The organism is Onishia niordana (assembly GCF_004798965.1).
Classification (GTDB): Bacteria; Pseudomonadota; Gammaproteobacteria; order Pseudomonadales; family Halomonadaceae; genus Onishia; species Onishia niordana.
Map to the genome: position 1 here is coordinate 408,059 of NZ_SDSD01000003.1, position 17,530 is coordinate 425,588.

A 17,530-nucleotide genomic window follows, 5' to 3' on the forward strand; every position below is an offset into this window, starting at 1 on the left:
ACAGCCATGGCGGTCAACGGCGGACCTCCCGGCATGGGTTTATCACTGTTATCATCCCTGCATCGCTTTTTTGGTTCCAGCATTCAGGAGAATATTGTGTCCCAGTTTGATTACGATCTCTTTGTCATAGGCGCAGGGTCTGGTGGTGTTCGTGCTGCGAGGACCGCTGCCTCCGCCGGTGCCCGAGTGGCCATCGCCGAGGACCGCTACCTCGGCGGCACCTGTGTCAACGTAGGCTGCGTCCCCAAGAAGCTATACTCCTACGCCGCGCATTTTCAGGAAGCCTTTCACGATAGTGCCGGCTTCGGGTGGCAGCTATCCGAAGCGCCGCGCTTCGATTGGGCAACGCTTCGCGATAACAAGATTGAAGAAATCAAGCGTCTCAACGGTATTTATGGACGTCTGCTCGACAATGCCGATGTGCGACTGATCAACGGTCGTGCCACGGTGACCGATGCCAACCATATTGAGGTCAATGGCGAGACCTTCAGCGCCGAGAAGATCCTGGTCGCCACCGGCGGCTGGCCTTGGGTACCGGATTTTCCAGGCAATGAGCATGTGCTGAACTCCAACCAGGTCTTTGATTTGGATACGTTCCCCAATCGCTTCCTGGTGCTTGGTGGCGGCTATATCGCGGTGGAATTTGCCAGCATCTTCAATGGCCTCGGAAGTGAATCGCACCTCGTTTATCGCGGCGAATTGTTCTTGCGTGGTTTTGACCGTGAAGTCCGCGAGTTCACCCGCGACGAGATGGTCAAGAAGGGCCTCAACCTTCATTTCGAGACGAATATCGAGCGAATTGACGCCCAAGGCGATGCCTATCGGGTAACCCTCACCAGTGGGGAGACGCTCGAGGTGGATGCGGTGCTCTCAGCGACCGGTCGCAAGCCCCACCTGGAAGGTCTGGGCCTGGACAAACTGGATATTGCCCTCGACAAGGATGGCAAGATCGCCATCAATGAGCGTTTCGAAACCTCGACGCCTTCTATCCTGGCACTCGGCGATGTAACCAGCGGGCCAGAGTTGACGCCGGTGGCTCTGGAAGAGGCCATGCAGCTCGTTCAGCATCACTTCGGTGAGAGTGCGCCCAAGCCTCTGGATTACCCAAGCATTGCCACCGCGGTGTTCTGTCATCCCAATATCGGCACAGTGGGACTTTCTGAAGAGGAGGCGCGCGCCGAATTCGATGCCATCCGGGTCTATGCCGCCGACTTCAAGCCTATGAAGCACACGCTTTCCGGCAGTGACGAGCGTTGCCTGATGAAATTGATTGTCGATGATGCCAGCGACCGCGTGCTGGGTGCTCACATGGTGGGTGAGGATGCGGGCGAATTAATTCAGGGTATCGCCATCGCCGTTCGTGCACGTCTGACCAAAGCCGATTTCGATGCCACCGTGGGCATTCATCCTACTGGCGCTGAAGAGTTCGTCACTATGCGGAGCGTAACCCGCCGCTAAAGCATGCGGCAGGGCCCCTGCCAAACGCTGCATCACATGCCGTTCGCCGATCTGAAGGCCATCTCGTACGAGGTGGCCTTTTTCGTATTTTGGCAGCCACTTTGCTCCGAGGCGGCTAAACTGCCAGGTAGCGCCACTCTATTCATACCGGCTCTAGGTATGCAGGGTGCAGCGTATCTGGCCATAATATTAGGTTATGGATCTCGCGAATCATGATAAGGGGGCCTTTGAACTGTTCATAACCCTTTGTTATGATCATGCACAAATTCGCCAATAGCGAAGCATACCTATGAACGTATCAACGCAGCCTTTCACGACATCCGCGGAATTGGCACGCCCAAGCGTTGCCGATGCCGTCGTCGGAAATGACGAAACTCCACTCTATATTCGTAAGCCGAACCCTGACGACGGTTGGGGCATCTACGAGCTCGTCAAAGCATGCCCGCCGCTTGACGTTAATTCTGCCTATGCTTATCTATTGCTCGCCACGCAGTTTCGTGACAGTTGCGCCGTTGCCACCAATGAAGAGGGAGAAATCGTTGGTTTCGTCTCTGGCTACGTGAAGAGCAATGCGCCAGATACTTACTTCCTCTGGCAGGTCGCCGTCGGTGAAAAAGCCCGCGGTACCGGCCTTGCGCGTCGCTTGGTCGAGGCGGTGATGGGACGCCCAGAACTGCTCAGCGTGCGCCACCTGGAAACCACGATCACGCCAGATAATGCTGCCTCCTGGGGGCTTTTTACCCGTCTTGCTGCCCGGTGGCAGGCGCCGCTCAATAGTCGGGAATATTTCTCAACCGACCAGCTCGGTGGGGAACACGACCCAGAGAATCTCGTGCGTATTGGCCCCTTCAAGCCTGAGCGCATTTAAGTTCCTTTTCGCAAGATGCTGCTCGACAGTCTGCCAACCTCTGGTGGACTGCCACTTCTTGCGTCCAAAATTTTTCTTACCTTTCTTACAAGGAGATCAGTATGGAAACCCAAATCCTCGAACAGATGGAATCCAACGTCCGCACCTATTCACGCTCTTTCCCGATCGTATTGGCCAAGGCGAAAGGCGCGCGCCTGACGGATGAAGAGGGTAATGAATACATCGACTTTCTCGCCGGTGCCGGGACGCTCAACTACGGCCACAATCATCCGAAACTAAAACAAGCCATGCTGGATTACCTGGCTGATGATGGCATCGTTCATGGCCTGGATATGTGGACCAAGGCTAAGCGTGAATACCTGGAAACGCTGGATGAGCTAATCCTCAAGCCGCGAGGGCTCGACTACAAGGTGCACCTGCCGGGACCTACTGGCACCAATGCCGTTGAGGCAGCCATCCGTCTGGCCCGAGTGGCAACAGGGCGTCACAACATCGTCACATTCACCAATGGCTTTCATGGCGTGACCATGGGCGCACTGGCGACGACCGGGAACCGTAAGTTCCGCGAAGCCACCGGTGGGATACCGACGCAGGGCGCCGCTTTCATGCCATTTGACGGCTACCTTGGTGAAGGCATCGATACGCTCGATTACTTTGAAAAGATGCTCGGCGACAACTCTAGCGGCCTGGATATCCCCGCTGCCGTGATTATTGAGACGGTGCAGGGCGAGGGCGGTATCAATCCAGCGGGCATCGAGTGGCTCAAGCGACTGGAACAGATCTGCCGGGATAATCACATTCTGCTCATCGTTGACGACATCCAGGCAGGCTGTGGCCGTACCGGCAAGTTCTTCAGCTTCGAGCATGCAGGCCTCAAGCCGGATATTGTTGCCAACTCCAAGTCGCTATCCGGTTTCGGCCTGCCGTTCGCTCACGTGTTGATGCGTCCGGAGCTCGATAAATGGAAACCCGGCCAGTACAACGGCACCTTCCGCGGCTTCAACTTGGCCTTCACCACTGCCACTGCCGCAATGCGCGAATTCTGGAGCGACGACAAGCTCGAGCGTGACGTGACCCGCAAGGGACGTATCGTCGAGCAGCGCTTCCAGCAATTGGCCGAGTGGTTGACCGAAAACTGCATCCCTGCCTCCGAACGTGGTCGCGGGTTGATGCGCGCCCTGGATGTAGGGACTGGCGATATCGCCGACCAGATCACCGCCGAAGCCTTCAAGCGTGGCCTGATCATCGAGACCAGTGGCCACGACGGTCAGGCGATCAAGTGCCTGTGCCCGCTGACCATTAGCGACGAAGATTTGCTCGAAGGGCTGGACATCGTCGAAGCTAGCATCAAGCATGTATTTGGGTAGGCCGACGTCTGCATCGCTATCACGTGATGGCAGAGCCCTGGGAGTCCGGTCTCATCGGACTCCCCGTTAAGTATTTCAACAGAGGAAGTGCATAATGATCGTTCGCAATCTCGAAGAAGCGCGTAAGACAGAACGTTTGGTAAAAGCTGAGAGCGGCAACTGGGACAGCACCCGTCTTTCTCTGGCTGACGACGGTGGCCATTGTTCTTTCCATATCACTCGTATCTATGAAGGTACCGAGACCCACATCCATTACAAGAACCACTTCGAAGCCGTTTTCTGCATGGAAGGTGAGGGTGAGGTCGAAACCCTGGCAGACGGCAAGATCTGGCCGATCAAACCGGGCGATATCTATATCCTCGACCAGCATGACGAACATCTCCTACGTGCCAGCAAGACGATGCATCTCGCTTGTGTTTTCACGCCGGGCTTGACCGGTAACGAAGTGCATCGCGAGGATGGTTCCTACGCCGCTCCGGGCGACAACAGCTAAGGGAGCTGTTCATCAGTCGCACTGGACGTGCATAAAAAAGCCCCGATGAATGAATCATCGGGGCTTTTTAGTACTCAGGCCGTCAGTGCTCGGATCAAGCGGTGCGTTTAGGGTCTCTTATCGAAAGACAGTGTGATTTCGCCAAGCGTCACACCGAACTTGGACATGTCGGTACGATTGATCAGCCGACCGTCAGGCTGCAGGTACATCCAGTCATCCATGGTGAACGTCAGTTGGCGGCCGTCTACTGTGACCTCCAGCGGATAGTTCATGTGAAAGACATGCCCGTACTGTGTCGCTTCTACGTCGCCTTCTACGTCGCTGGCTTGCCCAATCCAGCGGTGTTCGTCGACGCGCTCAAACGTCCAGACACGTCGATCCGTCTGGCCATCGGCATATTGGAATCGCTCATCGAGCGTGAGTGTATCGCCCTCGACGGTGCCTGAGATGTCCACGGTGAAGCGCCGCTGAACTTCGCCGGAATAGTCCTGAACCATGCCCCAGGCTCGGGTATCGCCCTCGAAGTACTCGGCAATATCGAGGCGCGGCTCGCTGCCGGCATAATCCTCGACACTCACGCCCGAGCAGCCCACCAGGGCAAGGCTGAGAAACGCAAATGCCCAAAGGGGTCGTTTGGCAAGATGGCGCATGCACTGCTCCTGGTCTGAAAGGTCTTGGCGTTGAGAGTCGTACCTTGGCGGCGAGTTCAGAGGCAAAGCGCGAAAGAAGGGCGCTTGCGCTGATGGCGAACGATTAGCGCAGCGGCGAATATGTCGACCACAGTACTGCGCCTCGCGCTTTGCTCAATGCCTGGGCCCGGTGACCTGACTAGAATTGCGGTGCATCGAAACCAGCCGGCTCATCGGTGTAGACGCATACATTGGCGTCTTCGATGTCGCCATCCGGGGACTCCACCTGAGACTGGAAAAATTCCTGGATTTCATGGCGCTGGCAGTGAGCTTCAAAGGCTTCACGGCTGGCCCAGACTTCATGGAATACGATCGGATAGCTTTCACCCTGAGCAAAGGGGCTCTCGATCTGCCGAGTCACCGTGTAGCGCAGACAACCATCTTCACGATGCGCATTGGGCTCTAAGCTCTGTAGCGCCTTGAATGCGGCATCTTCGCGGCCGGGCTTGGGCTTGAAACTGGCGATGCAGTAGATCTTCTGCGACATGCGTTCTCCTGGAAACGATTCACACGGTTAAATCTTCAGGCTGCCAAGCGGCCGCCAAGGGAGGCGTCCTGGAGCTTGCTTCAGGTCCTGCTCAGGGTGAGATAGCCGACCCAAGACATAGTGGAGCCCTATACGTCATTAAAACGCCGCGTCTTCCTCGGCGATGATACCGTCGCGCTTGAGCTGGCCTTCGATCATGGCAAAGTCGGCACGGGCGGCGGATATCTTCTTGATATGGGCCTGGCGATTATTGCCGTTGTCTTCTTCCCATTCCTTTTCGGCAAGCTCCAGCGCTTCCTTGGCCTTGGTCAGGTCATGCAGGGAATATTCTGCGCTCATCGCTCGTCTCCGTTTGTTAAAGTCGCGAACCCTAGCACTTGCCGCCACGAGTGTCGATTGGCCCGGCAGGCGAGCTTTCACGGCAGACGATGTGCATCAGATCCTGACACCAGGAGTGTCAGTTTGGTTCTCTAATTGCCGGATGCTGAGATCATTGATCCTCAGCATGCAGAATAGGTCAGCTTTGGCTCCAAGATGGAGTGCTCTGATTGCTGTGAGCGTGCCATCCTATAGTTCGCATAATGTATATTATGTTAAATACTACACGCATGGCTATTAAGATTCCGCCCTTAAGGCCGACTTTTTCGCATTGGTGGCTGGTCATTTGGTCGTCATACTTACATCATTGAGCTCTTATACCATCTTCCCTGTGCCGCCTCGATGCCTTACGGCCTAGCGCGCATGGTTCTTTGTCGTCGCTTCTCGGGAAAAAGCTATGAAAACCACACTACGTCTCGTCATTGTCATCATCGTGTTGACGGTGGCTCTAGGCAGTATCTTTGGGTGGAAATACCTAAAGATGCAGGAAATGCAGGAGCAAAATTCCCAGGCCCAGCCGCCATCTCCCGTTGAAGCCGTCACCATCGAATCTCAGTCCTGGCGACCTGCTTTGAGCTCAGTTGGTTCCATTCGCGCTATCAATGGTGTCGAGGTAGCCAATGAAGTCGCTGGGGTCGTCAGTGAGGTGGCTTTCGAATCTGGCCAGCGTGTCAACAAAGGCGATGTGCTGATCCGGCTCGAAGATAGCGTTGATCGCGCCGCACTTTCTGCACTGGAAGCACAGGCGCAGCTCGCCAATGAGACTTACACGCGTTACTCGAACCTCTTGCCGCGCAATGCCGTTTCTCAGTCCCAGTTCGACGAAGCCCGGGCCAATTATCAGGCGGCCCGCGCTGATTCCGAGCAGCAACGTGCTCAGCTCAACAAGAAGACTATCCGAGCCCCCTTTGATGGCGTGGTAGGCCTACGCCAAGTGGACTTGGGCGAATACATCGCCGTCGGCACGCCGATTGTCGACCTGAACATGCTCGATCCCATCCAAGTTGACTATAGCGTGCCGGAGCGCGCTGTTGGCCAGGTAGCTGCCGGGCGCAGCATTGAGCTCACCGTCGCTGCGTATCCCGAACGTGTCTTTGATGGTGAGATTCTTGCCATCGCGCCCTCGATCAATGAATCGAGCCGCACCCTCAATATTCGTGCCGAACTGGATAATACCGACGGCGCGCTGAGTCCGGGCATGTTTGCCGAGGTCAGTACACTCTCGGCGTCATCCCGTGACGTTCTTACCCTCCCCCGTACCGCCTTATCCTTCAATACGTATGGCGATTTTGTCTTTCAGATTACCGAAAATGATCAAGGCCAGACCATTGCATCCCGCCAGCAAGTCACGACTGGCAGTACACGTGGTGATGTAATCGAAATTATTGAGGGGTTGTCTGCGGGCGATCAGGTAGTTGCCACAGGCCTACTGCGCTTGCGTGATGGTCAGCCGGTCAAGGTAAGCGATCAAGGCGCTTCCGAGTCACAAGCGACAGATAATACTGGCGAGGAGGCAAAAGGCTGATGAAATTCACCGATATTTTCATCCGGCGCCCGGTACTTGCCACTGTTGTCAGTCTGCTGATACTGCTCCTGGGCCTCAGGGCCGCAATGGATATGGAAATCCGTCAATATCCAGAGCTTGAAAGCACTGTCATCACGGTGTCGACCTCCTACCCCGGGGCCAGCTCAGAGCTTGTTCAGGGCTTCGTGACGACCCCGCTGCAACAGGCTATTGCTGAGGCAAATGGCATCGACTTCATCGAGTCGACAAGCTCACAGGGCTCTTCGACCATCGAAGTCAATATGGAGCTGAATTATGATGCCAATGCTGCCCTGGCTGAGGTCCAAGCCAAGGTGGCGAGCCAGCGTAGTGTGCTTCCCAGTGCGGCAGAAAGCCCTGTTATCGAGTCATCGACGGGTGACAGCACGGCGCTTATGTATCTGGCGTTCTACTCTGATCGCATGGACGTGCCGCGCATTACCGATTATCTAACACGCGTCGTCCAACCCAAGCTACAGGCACTGCCAGGTGTCGCCAAGGCACGCAGCTTTGGTCAGAGCATGGCTATGCGCATCTGGCTAGACCCTCAGCGTATGGCGGCCCTGAATGTCAGCCCTAGCCAAGTCATTGATGTTCTGCGAAACAATAACTATCAGGCCGGCGTCGGCAAGACGCGGAGCGAGTTCGTGGTCGTTAACCTGACCACCGATACCGATATCACCGACCCCGGCCAGTTCGAAGATCTTGTCGTGCGCAACGATGGGGGTGATCTGGTGCGCCTCAGAGATGTGGCGCGCACCGAGCTGGGTGCCGAAAGCTATAACAGTACGGCCTGGTATAGCGGAACACCGTCTACCTTCATGGCCATAGAGCAGGCACCCGGCGCCAACCCTCTCGATGTCGCCCAGGCCGTTCGAGACACCTTACCGGAAATCCAGCGCCAACTGCCTGTAGGACTCAAGGTGGTACTGCCCTACGACGCGTCGGAGTTTATCGATGACTCAATCAAGGAGGTCGTAAAGACACTGCTTGAAGCGATGATCATCGTATTGGTGGTCATTTTCCTGTTCATGGGATCTTTCCGTGCTGCACTGGTACCTGCCGTTGCGGTACCGCTATCCCTCATCGGTGCGGCCTTCGTCATGCTCATGCTAGGTTTCTCGCTAAACCTGTTGACGCTATTGTCGATGGTATTGGCGATCGGCCTGGTGGTGGATGATGCCATCATCGTGGTGGAGAACGTGCACCGACATATCGAAGCCGGTGAGTCGCGGTTCGACGCAGCTATCAATGGTGCGCGGGAAATGGCGGTCCCCATTATCGCCATGACCACCACTCTGGTAGCGGTCTACGCGCCGATCGGTTTCATGGGCGGCCTGGTCGGTTCATTGTTTACCGAGTTTGCATTCACCCTTGCCGGCGCCGTCGTCATTTCGGGTATCGTTGCCCTGACGCTCTCTCCCATGCTCTCTGGTAAGGTGCTGAAAACACACGGCAAAGCATCACGTTTTGAAAAAGGGGTCGAGGGCACCTTCAATGGGCTGTCGAACGGCTATCGTGGAGTGCTTAGACGCACTCTCGAGACTGTTTGGGTGCCCGTGGTGTTCGCCACCGTGGTATTAGCCTCGATCTACTTCATGTTCATTACCAGCCAGAATGAACTGGCTCCCACCGAAGATCAGGGCATCATCTTCTTTCAGGGCACTGCACCGCAAACGGCGACGCTTGAGTACCTGGAGCGCTATGCCAGCGACATCCAAGACAGCATTGAAAGCATCGATGGCTACGAAGAGTCCTTCATGATCCTCGGTGGCATGAGTGCCGATACGGTGTTCGGTGGCTTCAAGATGGCTCCCTGGAGCGAGCGGGATGTCTCGCAGATGGAAGTGATGCCAAAGCTACAAGGCGCACTTTCTCAGGTCACAGGCTTACAGACTGCTGCCTTCGCTCGCCCTTCTCTCCCAGGCTCCAGTGGAGGCTTGCCGGTTCAGTTTGTGCTGACTTCTGGCAACAGCTATGAGGAGCTTAATGCCATCGCTGACGACCTGCTCGGCCAGGCTATGGGCAGCGGCAACTTCGCTTTCCTGCGCAAGTCGATTGATATTGATCGACCGACCACCCAAATATTGGTCGATCGAGAACGGGTTGCCGATATCGGGCTAACCATGGCCGATATCGGCCAGGCGCTGTCAACAATGCTTGGCGAGGGCTTCACCAACCGCTTTAGCATGGACGGGCGTAGCTACAAGGTTATTCCTCAGGTAGAACAGGAATACCGCCTTGATCCTTCGATGATCGATAACTACTACGTCGAAGCAGATTCAGGCCAGCAAGTACCGCTTGGCAACTTGGTGACGTTTGAAGACAGCGTAGAGCCCTCTGCCCGCAGCCAGTTCCAGCAGCTGAACTCCGTGGTGCTCGAAGGCGTGCCACGCCCCGGCGTCACTCTCGGTGATGCGCTTACCTGGCTCAATCAAGCCGCGGCGGACAGCCTGCCTCCGGCCTACTCCGTCGACTACAAGGGCGAGTCACGACAGTTGATGAATCAAGGAAGCGCCTTGGTCTTGACCTTCTTCCTGTCGCTGGTCGTCATCTACTTGGTGCTGGCGGCGCAGTTCGAAAGTTGGCGTGATCCACTCATCATCCTGGTCTCGGTGCCAATGTCGATCGCTGGCGCCATGACGTTCATTACACTCGGTGTCTCAAGCCTGAACATCTATACTCAAGTGGGTTTGATCACACTGATCGGCGTAGTGGCCAAAAATGGCATCTTGATTGTCGAGTTTGCCAATCAATTACAGCATGAGCAGGGCCTCAATAAACGTGAGGCGGTCATCGAAGCTTCAGCGATTCGCCTTAGGCCGATCCTGATGACGTCAGTGGCACTGATTGTTGCCATGGTGCCGCTGCTGGTTGCCACCGGTGCAGGTGCAGTAAGCCGCTTTGATATCGGCCTGACCATTGCCTCCGGACTTGGCATCGGCACCCTGCTCACTCTGTTCATATTGCCGGCGTTCTATCTACTGCTGGCTCGTGATCATAATGCGGCCAAGGATGCGGGCGCCGATGCAGTAACAACATCGTAAACGTGCTCGCGAATGTGCAGGCTCTGGAGCAACCAGAGCCTGCAAGGCCCTTGCCTAAATGGACAGTGACGTCATCACTCCTTACCATCGCTGAACTCCTGGCAAAGCGCGTAAAGAACAGGATGAACATTCCGGCGGTGGCTTGGGTCGGATACCGATGACCGGTGAAAGGTGCAGGAGAAAGATGAGCAATCGCTATTCATACCTAATGGCATGCGTGGGACTCTCGCTATTGGCGGGGTGTGCCTGGTCGCCTCAGGCTCAGGAAGAGGCTCATTCTACGCTCGCCACCACAGACCAGGTGGATGCGCGTTTTATGCAACTGCAAGCAGCGGTTGAAAGTCAGTGCGGTGGCCAGCAGGAGCATCAAGTCGAGCAAAGGCAGCGTCTCGACCGGCTGGATGCCGACGTTCGGGAAGTGGGTAGTCTTCTTCGTGGCCTTAAGTCCGATATCGATAACGTCAACCGGGATCCGAAAACGGTTGTGCGCGACTGCGCTGTTGATTCAGACATCGGTAATAAGGCGATACTCGGGCGTGCCGAATGGATCGGATTGCCAAGCATCGGGACTTATCTGCAGGCACGTGTCGACTCGGGGGCGGATACGTCATCGCTTTCGGCCCGGGAGATCACGCCGTTCGAGCGCGATGGTGAAAACTGGGTGAAGTTCAAACTTGCCTTAGAAGGTGATGACGCCGTCGTTGATGCGATCCGCGACAAATGGATCGAAGCACCCATCGAGCGGCGAGTGCGAGTGGTGCAATCCAACGGTGAGGCCTCTCGTCCGGTCATCAGTTTGCTGATGACCCTGGGTTCGATTCGCGAACAGGTTGAGTTCACCCTGAGTGATCGCCGCCAGCTCAGCTATCCGGCGCTGCTAGGACGACGCTTCATGATGGATATTGCCGTGATCGACGTTGCCGAGCGGTATATGCACCCGCGTCCAGAATTTCCGGAAGGTGCCCCCTCTAGCGATGCATCCGCCGATGAAGCACGCGACAGCAACGCCGAAACGTCCAATTAAGGCGACTTTCCTTCACCTATCGCTTGTCATCAACCTTGCCATCAACACAGTCACCTGCCCGTCATGCCGGCAGGTGATGTCTTATTTGAGGATTGCGCATGTCACGTCTGCCATTTTATCTACTCGTCGGCATGCTGCTGGTCGCTGGTATTGCCCTCAGTGTCCATCGCCACGTCGCTTTCGAAGTGCCCTGGACGCCAGGTGAGCAACGCCAGGTCTGGGAGGTCGAGGCGCAGGTAAACTTCTCGGCATTGGGCGATCCTGTGATGGTAAACCTAGCTCTCCCCTCGACCCAGCAAGGGTATCGGGTGCTGACAGAGAACACGGCCTCCTCGGGTTTCGGCCTTTCCTTTCTCGAAGACAAGGGTGGCCGTCAAGCTCAATGGTCGATCCGCGAGGCGACCGGGCCACAGCAGCTCTATTATTCGGTGCAACTATTGGTGGCTCCTCAAGCCGCCGATCAAGATGTAAAGCCGCCGGAACTGCCCCGTGAGATTGCTTGGGAACGCCCCTTCGATACGGCGGCGAGCCAGATCATCGAGCGTGCCCAGCAACGCTCGGCGGATGCTGTCACTTTCGCCCGCGAGCTGATCCGTGACTTCACAGGTGACCGCCAAGGCGAAAATGCACGCTTGCTACTAACCCAGTTCGAGAGAACCCCGCTGCTGGTTCGCTTGCTCAATGAGGCTAATATCCGAGCCCGCGAGGTGAGCGGATTGGCGCTCGACGATGGTCGCCGACGCCAGTCGGTAAAAAGCTGGCTACAGGTATTCAGCGATGATGGTAGCGCCGTACTCTTCAATCCGGTGACCGGGGAACAGGGACGACCCGATAACCTGCTGCTGTGGGAAGATCGCGGTGGAGCTGTACTCGAGGTTCAAGGCGGCACGAACTCACGTGTCAGCTTTTCGATGATTCAGCATAACCAGCCGGCTTCGACAGCGGTGCGCAACCAGCTTGACAGTGACACCCTGATCAACTTCTCGATTCATAGTCTGCCGCTCGAAGAGCAGGCCCTATTCCAGACCATCCTGCTGATTCCGATCGGCGCACTGATGGTCGTATTGCTTCGGGTACTGGTAGGCCTCAAGACCTCTGGCACCTTCATGCCAGTGTTGATTGCCCTGGCCCTCATCCAGACGACGTTGCTGACTGGCCTCATCGGCTTTCTGCTGGTTGTGACGGTCGGACTGGTGATTCGAAGCTACCTCTCCTATCTCAACTTATTGTTGGTTGCGCGAGTGTCGGCGGTGATCATCACGGTCATCGCCATCATTTCGGTCTTCTCGGTGCTCTCTTACCGTTTCGGTCTCAACGCCGGTCTGACGATCACTTTCTTCCCGATGATCATCCTAGCCTGGACCATCGAGCGCATGTCCATTCTATGGGAGGAGGAAGGCCCCAAGGAGGTGCTGATTCAGGGCGGTGGTAGCCTTGTGACTGCGATAATGGCCTACCTCGCGATGAATAACCCATGGGTGCGTCATATCACCTTCAATTTCCTTGGCGTGCAGTTGATCTTGATGGCATTGATCCTGCTGCTTGGTAACTACACCGGCTATCGCCTGCTGGAGCTAAGGCGCTTCAAGCCGGTAACGGAGGACTGAGGATATGTGGACGACTCCTGGAAAGCTGCGTGCCAAAGGCATCATCGGCATGAACCGGCGCAACATTCGCTACATTGGACGATATAACAGCCGCAAGCTCTACCCGCTGGTCGATGACAAGCTCCAGACCAAGCTGCTGGCTCGCGAGCATGGGATCACCACACCGGCGCTGATCGGGACCGTAAGCACCCAGTTCGAGGTAAAGAGTGTCACTCGCCAGTTAGAGGGACATCCTGGCTTCGTGATCAAACCGGCCAAAGGATCAGGCGGTAAGGGCATCCTCGTGATCGAGCACATCGATGGCAGTGCCTATATCAAGCCCAGCGGTGCGCACTTGGGCCGTGAAGACATCGAACGCCATGTCTCCAACATCCTTTCCGGGCTCTATTCCTTGGGAGGCTCGCCCGATGTGGCCGTCATCGAGGCACTCATCAATTTTGATGAGACACTGACGGAGTACACCTACGAGGGTGTGCCGGATATTCGTGTGATCGTTTTTCAAGGCTATCCGGTCATGGCGATGATGCGCCTATCTACCGCTGCTTCCGACGGTAAGGCCAACCTCCACCAGGGCGCCGTCGGTGTCGGGCTCGACATCGCTACCGGTACGGCAGTTCGTGGTGTGCAGTTTGACCGGACCCGGCACGATCACCCGGATACCGGCCACGAGCTGGCAAGTCTCCGCATCCCTGGTTGGAGGACATTGTTGGAGCTGGCGGCAAGCTGCTATGAGATGACGGGCCTTGGCTACCTGGGGACCGATATGGTCCTTGATCGCGAGCATGGGCCGATGCTGCTCGAATTGAATGCACGTCCCGGGCTTGCCATCCAGATGGCCAATGGCGAAGGCCTGCGTTCGCGCTTGGATCTGATCGAGCAACAGCCCGATGGTGTGGATGCCGCCGCACGCGTGGCTTTTGCTCGGGAACACTTTGCACGTCGGGCCGAACTTGTCTCTGCAGCGGATGCTACAACCGCCTGACGTGTGATCGAGTATGGTGCGCACTGGCTGGCGGCTAATGGGGCGCGTAGAATAGGTGCTTTCGTCAGACTGCCAGGCGCGCCATGCCCGATACGCACTCACTGATCCAGCAAGCCGAACGCCACTGCGAATCGCAGGGTGTTCGCTTCACGCCAATACGCCGTCGCGTGCTTGAAATGATCGCCACCACCAGTGGTGGCCTCAAGGCCTATGAGCTTCTAGACCGGCTGACTCAAGAACATGCCGCTGCCCGACCGCCCACGGTATATCGGGCGCTGGAATTCTTGATCGAACAGGGACTGATTCATCGAATTGAATCCTTGAGTGCCTATGTCGCTTGTCCCTGCCCCGAACATGCCCATGGATTTCAGCTACTGATCTGCCGTCACTGCGGACGCGTCGAAGAGCTGCATCTTGATGACGTCAATGATCAGCTGGCCAAGCGTGCCCGTGATCAAGGCTTTCGCGTCGAGCGACAAACCATTGAGCTGCTCGGTAGCTGCCACGAGTGTCTGGATGCTAAACGCGCCCCCACCCTGCACAACCAACCTTCAGTCGAGTCTTCATGAGCGAAGTTTTCAAACGCCTCGAGCGCGTCTCTACCGGCACGCGTGAGCCACTGGCCAATATTATGGACCAGGCCGGCTGGAACGACGCTGGGCTTATTCCAGCCATTGCACAGCAGTACGACAGCGGTGACGTACTGATGATGGCCTGGATGAATCGTGAGTCGCTGGAAGAGACCCTTGCCACCGGATGGGTCTGTTATTGGTCCCGCTCCCGCGGCAAGCTTTGGCGCAAGGGAGAGTCTTCCGGCCAAATGCAGATACTCAAGGCCGCACATCTTGATTGCGATGGCGATACCCTGCTGTTGTCAGTCGATCAGACCGGTCCCGCCTGTCACACCGGACGGCGTAGCTGCTTCTATGTTGCCCTCGATGCTGACGGCGCGCAGGTCGATAGTGATGCGCTGATCGATCCCGATCAGCTTTACGCCCCTTCCTGAACCGTATGGCCCATCATCGCGGACGCGAGAATTGCCGGCCAAGAACGTCCGAAAGGCTTGGTCGGCTCGCGAGTTTGCCTCTGATCGCCTTAATAAAGGGCTACCAGTACGGCATCAGCCCTCTACTGGGCCCTCGCTGCCGATTTTGGCCCAGCTGCTCAAGCTATTCGCTTGAGGCCTTGCGCGAGCATGGTCCAGCTCGCGGTGGCTGGCTGGCACTCAGGCGACTGGTTAAGTGCCATCCCTGGAACCCAGGCGGCATCGACCCCGTACCCGGTGGGCCCAGCGAGGCGCTGTGCCGCGAGGACGACAGCCTCGACGAGAACTTTTGCTGCCGCCCGAATGATCAACATCGGTGATCGCAGCACCGACACTACGTCCAGGCGCATCCGTTGCGGTTCGCCATTACACGCGCCTGCCACTTGGGGAGCCACGCCTGGGCCCCGTGCTCTGTATCCCGCCTACCCTGCTGCCTTGGGAAAAACCGGCCAATAATGAAGCATGTGGTGGTCGGCCTTTGGTGTCCGTCTAGGTGACCGACCCGTTACTCATGGCCTCAGGCTTCCGACTTCGCCACCTGATAGATGCGCTCGAGCATAGCGTGCAGTCCATTACTGCGGGTCGGTGAAAGATGCTTGTCCAGCCCCAGGTCCTCGAGAAAACTCGGAGGCGTGGCTGCAATTTCGGCAGGCGGACGGTCATTGAAGATACGCATCAATACGGCAATCAGGCCGGAAACGATAGCGGCATCAGAGGTTGCGTCGAAATGCAGTCGATCGCCGTCACGTGTGGCGTGCATCCATACATTGGACTGGCAGCCCTGGATCTTCAGCTCCTCAGTTTTCCACTCCTCGGGAAATGCCGGCAGCTGCTTGCCCATGTCGATGATGTACTGATAACGATCCATCCAGTTGTCGAACATCTCGAACTCTTCGATCAGTTCGGCCTGATTTTGCTGGGCGGTGTCGGACATGGTCCCTCCAAAATATGAGTGTTAGCGGGCGAAGCACCCCCGCTGATCCTGACCACCATTATACCGACTCGTGCCCCTGGGCGTCGTCCCCTGGAGCGCCCGCTATCGCACTGGGTACTCAGCCCGTGGCCTGTTTATGTGAGGCCATGGCCGCTCATCTGCTTTTGCCACTCCTCGGCTTCAGCGTGCAAATAGCGTGCGGTCGTATCCAGCCGAGAGTGACGGGCGCTACGGGCCAGGTAGCGTAGTTCTACACCCCCCTGGGCCTGATGGGTGATAGCAGTATGGCGAAGCCAGTGGGGCGTGGCGGTGCGCAGGGTGCGTGCCAGGGCAGCATTGCCATGTCCCGTGTCATCTCTCCCCGTACTGCCCTCCTCTCCTGCCTGGCCTGGCTGGCCCGGCTTGCAGGCACCCGCTGTCTCAAGCTCAAATGCCGCAGCATCGAATGCCTTCTTGATCAGTCGGTAGAGCTGATTATCACCAAGGCTGCGTTGCCCATTAAGCCCTCTCAGCAGGGGCGATTCATCATCGGGCTCAGGGTGCCTGGCCAGGCCGAGATGCTCACGCCAATCACCCAGCATCGACATCATGTCCGGTGGCACCGGTATCGTCGCCAGCTTGTCGCCCTTGCCGATAACTCTCCACCACCATCGACCTTCACGAAGGTAAAAATCTCCCATACGGGCAGCAGCCATCTCGCTGATGCGAGGAGCCAGCAGGTAGGCGAAACCAAAGATCAGGCGTCGGCGTTGCCATTCAAACTGCTGGCGGGCGGATGCCGTGGGAAGTGGTGGCTGATTAAGCCATCCCCAGAACCAGTCCCACAGTGGCCGTTCCAAGTAACGTTCAATAGATTCCTGGCGATTGTCGAGGCGACGACGCTTGCCTCGCATCAGGCGAAAGGGGTTATGGTCCACCCACCCCGCCTCAACCAGCCAGCTATATAAGCCCTGCAGGATCACCAGGCTCTGGCGACGGCTCGACGCCGACAGCGGTCGCCGGAAGGGACGCCAGTCGTCGGCATGGCGTGGCCTGGGCGGCCCTATCCAGCGTGCGGCAGGCCGCGGATCAGACAGAAACGCTTCAAACGCATCAAGCCCGTCTCGCCGAAGCGTTGCCAGTGTCAGCCCTTGGCTGTCGAGCCATAGCAACAGTCGCTCCGCTTCCTTGCGATAGGCACGGAAGGTCTGGGCACTATCCTGATATTCCTCTAACCAGGCGGAGACCGCTTCAACGTCACTGGCAGCAGAGATCCGTGCGGTATCGGCAAGTGCCGCTGCCCTGCCCTCATACGTGCCTGGCGGCCTCTGTACCACCTGACTGTCACTTGCCTGTGCCGGCCACTGCTCCTCTGTCACCTAACGCTCCTCGTACTGGCTTTTAGAATATCTCGCTATTTATAGCTATCTCTCTGTAAGTTACCCGCCTTTTGCCACCGTTCGACTCACTTTCTGTCCGCTTCGCGGTTACGGCTTTTAAACAGGCATTCACTTTGCCCCTGCTTGGCCATTGTCGCTGCTACAGATGCATTAAATCAAGATAAGGCGAGTAATCATGAATTTATGCGGCTTATGATAAATACAATTACGTAAAACGTAATATGTAATT

General features: G+C 56.8%; 17 protein-coding genes. 12 read left to right on the plus strand and 5 right to left on the minus strand.

Translation table 11 applies throughout. The features are described from left to right. Positions 1–96 precede the first annotated feature (96 nt). The 4 genes from gorA to ETC27_RS08515 all read left to right on the plus strand — a co-directional run bounded on the left by gorA (position 97) and on the right by ETC27_RS08515 (position 4,186). Positions 97–1,458 (plus strand): glutathione-disulfide reductase, encoded by a 1,362-nt coding sequence (gene gorA, locus ETC27_RS08500; RefSeq protein ID WP_240724854.1) that lies wholly within the window; start codon positions 97–99, stop codon positions 1,456–1,458. A gap of 289 nt (positions 1,459–1,747) precedes the next feature. After that, positions 1,748–2,326: a diaminobutyrate acetyltransferase gene (ectA, locus tag ETC27_RS08505; RefSeq protein WP_136254565.1), complete on the plus strand. Its 579-nt coding sequence runs from the start codon at positions 1,748–1,750 to the stop codon at positions 2,324–2,326. Positions 2,327–2,427: 101 nt separating this feature from the next. Then, positions 2,428–3,693 (plus strand): diaminobutyrate--2-oxoglutarate transaminase, encoded by a 1,266-nt coding sequence (gene ectB / locus ETC27_RS08510; protein ID WP_136254566.1) that lies wholly within the window; start codon positions 2,428–2,430, stop codon positions 3,691–3,693. A gap of 94 nt (positions 3,694–3,787) precedes the next feature. Beyond that, a complete protein-coding gene (locus ETC27_RS08515; protein ID WP_136254567.1) occupies positions 3,788–4,186 on the plus strand; it encodes an ectoine synthase in 399 nt (132 codons plus the stop codon). Positions 4,187–4,293: 107 nt separating this feature from the next. Here ETC27_RS08515 and ETC27_RS08520 read toward each other — a convergent pair whose 3' ends face one another. The 3 genes from ETC27_RS08520 to ETC27_RS08530 form a co-directional block, all read right to left on the minus strand. Then, the gene (locus tag ETC27_RS08520) at positions 4,294–4,836 is read right to left on the minus strand and encodes a DUF3833 domain-containing protein (RefSeq protein ID WP_136254568.1); all 543 of its coding nucleotides are present in this window, start codon (positions 4,834–4,836) and stop codon (positions 4,294–4,296) included. A gap of 178 nt (positions 4,837–5,014) precedes the next feature. Beyond that, entirely contained in the window at positions 5,015–5,362 is a 348-nt protein-coding gene (locus ETC27_RS08525) for a putative quinol monooxygenase (protein ID WP_136254569.1), read from the minus strand. Positions 5,363–5,500: 138 nt separating this feature from the next. Beyond that, positions 5,501–5,701: a hypothetical protein gene (locus ETC27_RS08530; RefSeq protein ID WP_136254570.1), complete on the minus strand. Its 201-nt coding sequence runs from the start codon at positions 5,699–5,701 to the stop codon at positions 5,501–5,503. Between the two features lie 436 nt (positions 5,702–6,137). Here ETC27_RS08530 and ETC27_RS08535 point away from each other — a divergent pair, with 436 nt between their 5' ends. The 8 genes from ETC27_RS08535 (at position 6,138) to yidD (ending at position 15,308) form a co-directional block, all read left to right on the plus strand. After that, positions 6,138–7,265 carry an efflux RND transporter periplasmic adaptor subunit gene (locus tag ETC27_RS08535; RefSeq protein WP_136254571.1) on the plus strand — a complete coding sequence of 376 codons (1,128 nt, stop codon included), beginning with the start codon at positions 6,138–6,140 and terminating at the stop codon, positions 7,263–7,265. Next, positions 7,265–10,330: an efflux RND transporter permease subunit gene (locus tag ETC27_RS08540; protein WP_136254572.1), complete on the plus strand. Its 3,066-nt coding sequence runs from the start codon at positions 7,265–7,267 to the stop codon at positions 10,328–10,330. The genes ETC27_RS08535 and ETC27_RS08540 overlap by 1 nt, the downstream gene beginning before the upstream one ends. A 184-nt stretch (positions 10,331–10,514) precedes the next feature. Then, positions 10,515–11,354 carry an ATP-dependent zinc protease family protein gene (locus ETC27_RS08545; protein WP_136254573.1) on the plus strand — a complete coding sequence of 280 codons (840 nt, stop codon included), beginning with the start codon at positions 10,515–10,517 and terminating at the stop codon, positions 11,352–11,354. 98 nt (positions 11,355–11,452) lie between these two features. Beyond that, positions 11,453–12,961, plus strand: a complete 1,509-nt coding sequence (locus ETC27_RS08550) for an inactive transglutaminase family protein (RefSeq protein ID WP_136254574.1) — start codon at positions 11,453–11,455, stop codon at positions 12,959–12,961. Between the two features lie 4 nt (positions 12,962–12,965). Continuing rightward, positions 12,966–13,943, plus strand: coding sequence for an alpha-L-glutamate ligase-like protein (locus ETC27_RS08555; RefSeq protein WP_136254575.1), 978 nt, complete (start codon positions 12,966–12,968; stop codon positions 13,941–13,943). 83 nt (positions 13,944–14,026) lie between these two features. Next, complete coding sequence (locus ETC27_RS08560) at positions 14,027–14,512, plus strand: Fur family transcriptional regulator (protein ID WP_136254576.1); 486 nt, start codon at positions 14,027–14,029, stop codon at positions 14,510–14,512. Beyond that, complete coding sequence (gene hisI, locus ETC27_RS08565; RefSeq protein ID WP_136254577.1) at positions 14,509–14,949, plus strand: phosphoribosyl-AMP cyclohydrolase; 441 nt, start codon at positions 14,509–14,511, stop codon at positions 14,947–14,949. Before ETC27_RS08560 ends, hisI begins: the two co-directional genes overlap by 4 nt. A gap of 5 nt (positions 14,950–14,954) precedes the next feature. Further along, a complete protein-coding gene (yidD, locus tag ETC27_RS08570) occupies positions 14,955–15,308 on the plus strand; it encodes a membrane protein insertion efficiency factor YidD (protein WP_136254578.1) in 354 nt (117 codons plus the stop codon). 197 nt (positions 15,309–15,505) lie between these two features. Here the strand turns inward: yidD and ETC27_RS08575 are convergent, their stop codons facing one another. Together ETC27_RS08575 and ETC27_RS08580 are read right to left on the minus strand one after the other, a co-directional pair. After that, complete coding sequence (locus ETC27_RS08575) at positions 15,506–15,922, minus strand: SufE family protein (RefSeq protein ID WP_136254579.1); 417 nt, start codon at positions 15,920–15,922, stop codon at positions 15,506–15,508. Positions 15,923–16,056: 134 nt separating this feature from the next. Then, a complete protein-coding gene (locus ETC27_RS08580; RefSeq protein ID WP_136254656.1) occupies positions 16,057–17,238 on the minus strand; it encodes a tyrosine-type recombinase/integrase in 1,182 nt (393 codons plus the stop codon). Positions 17,239–17,530 lie beyond the last annotated feature (292 nt).

Coding starts and splice junctions, on each gene's coding strand:
- hisI (WP_136254577.1), top strand. CDS start 14,509: ATGAGCGAAGTTTTCAAACGCCTCGAGCGCGTCTCTACCGGCACGCGT.
- ETC27_RS08545 (WP_136254573.1), top strand. CDS start 10,515: ATGAGCAATCGCTATTCATACCTAATGGCATGCGTGGGACTCTCGCTA.
- ectA (WP_136254565.1), top strand. CDS start 1,748: ATGAACGTATCAACGCAGCCTTTCACGACATCCGCGGAATTGGCACGC.
- ETC27_RS08530 (WP_136254570.1), bottom strand. CDS start 5,701: ATGAGCGCAGAATATTCCCTGCATGACCTGACCAAGGCCAAGGAAGCG.
- ETC27_RS08535 (WP_136254571.1), top strand. CDS start 6,138: ATGAAAACCACACTACGTCTCGTCATTGTCATCATCGTGTTGACGGTG.
- ETC27_RS08515 (WP_136254567.1), top strand. CDS start 3,788: ATGATCGTTCGCAATCTCGAAGAAGCGCGTAAGACAGAACGTTTGGTA.
- ETC27_RS08560 (WP_136254576.1), top strand. CDS start 14,027: ATGCCCGATACGCACTCACTGATCCAGCAAGCCGAACGCCACTGCGAA.
- ETC27_RS08520 (WP_136254568.1), bottom strand. CDS start 4,836: ATGCGCCATCTTGCCAAACGACCCCTTTGGGCATTTGCGTTTCTCAGC.
- ETC27_RS08525 (WP_136254569.1), bottom strand. CDS start 5,362: ATGTCGCAGAAGATCTACTGCATCGCCAGTTTCAAGCCCAAGCCCGGC.
- yidD (WP_136254578.1), top strand. CDS start 14,955: ATGGCCCATCATCGCGGACGCGAGAATTGCCGGCCAAGAACGTCCGAA.
- ETC27_RS08555 (WP_136254575.1), top strand. CDS start 12,966: ATGTGGACGACTCCTGGAAAGCTGCGTGCCAAAGGCATCATCGGCATG.
- ETC27_RS08550 (WP_136254574.1), top strand. CDS start 11,453: ATGTCACGTCTGCCATTTTATCTACTCGTCGGCATGCTGCTGGTCGCT.
- ETC27_RS08540 (WP_136254572.1), top strand. CDS start 7,265: ATGAAATTCACCGATATTTTCATCCGGCGCCCGGTACTTGCCACTGTT.
- ETC27_RS08575 (WP_136254579.1), bottom strand. CDS start 15,922: ATGTCCGACACCGCCCAGCAAAATCAGGCCGAACTGATCGAAGAGTTC.
- ectB (WP_136254566.1), top strand. CDS start 2,428: ATGGAAACCCAAATCCTCGAACAGATGGAATCCAACGTCCGCACCTAT.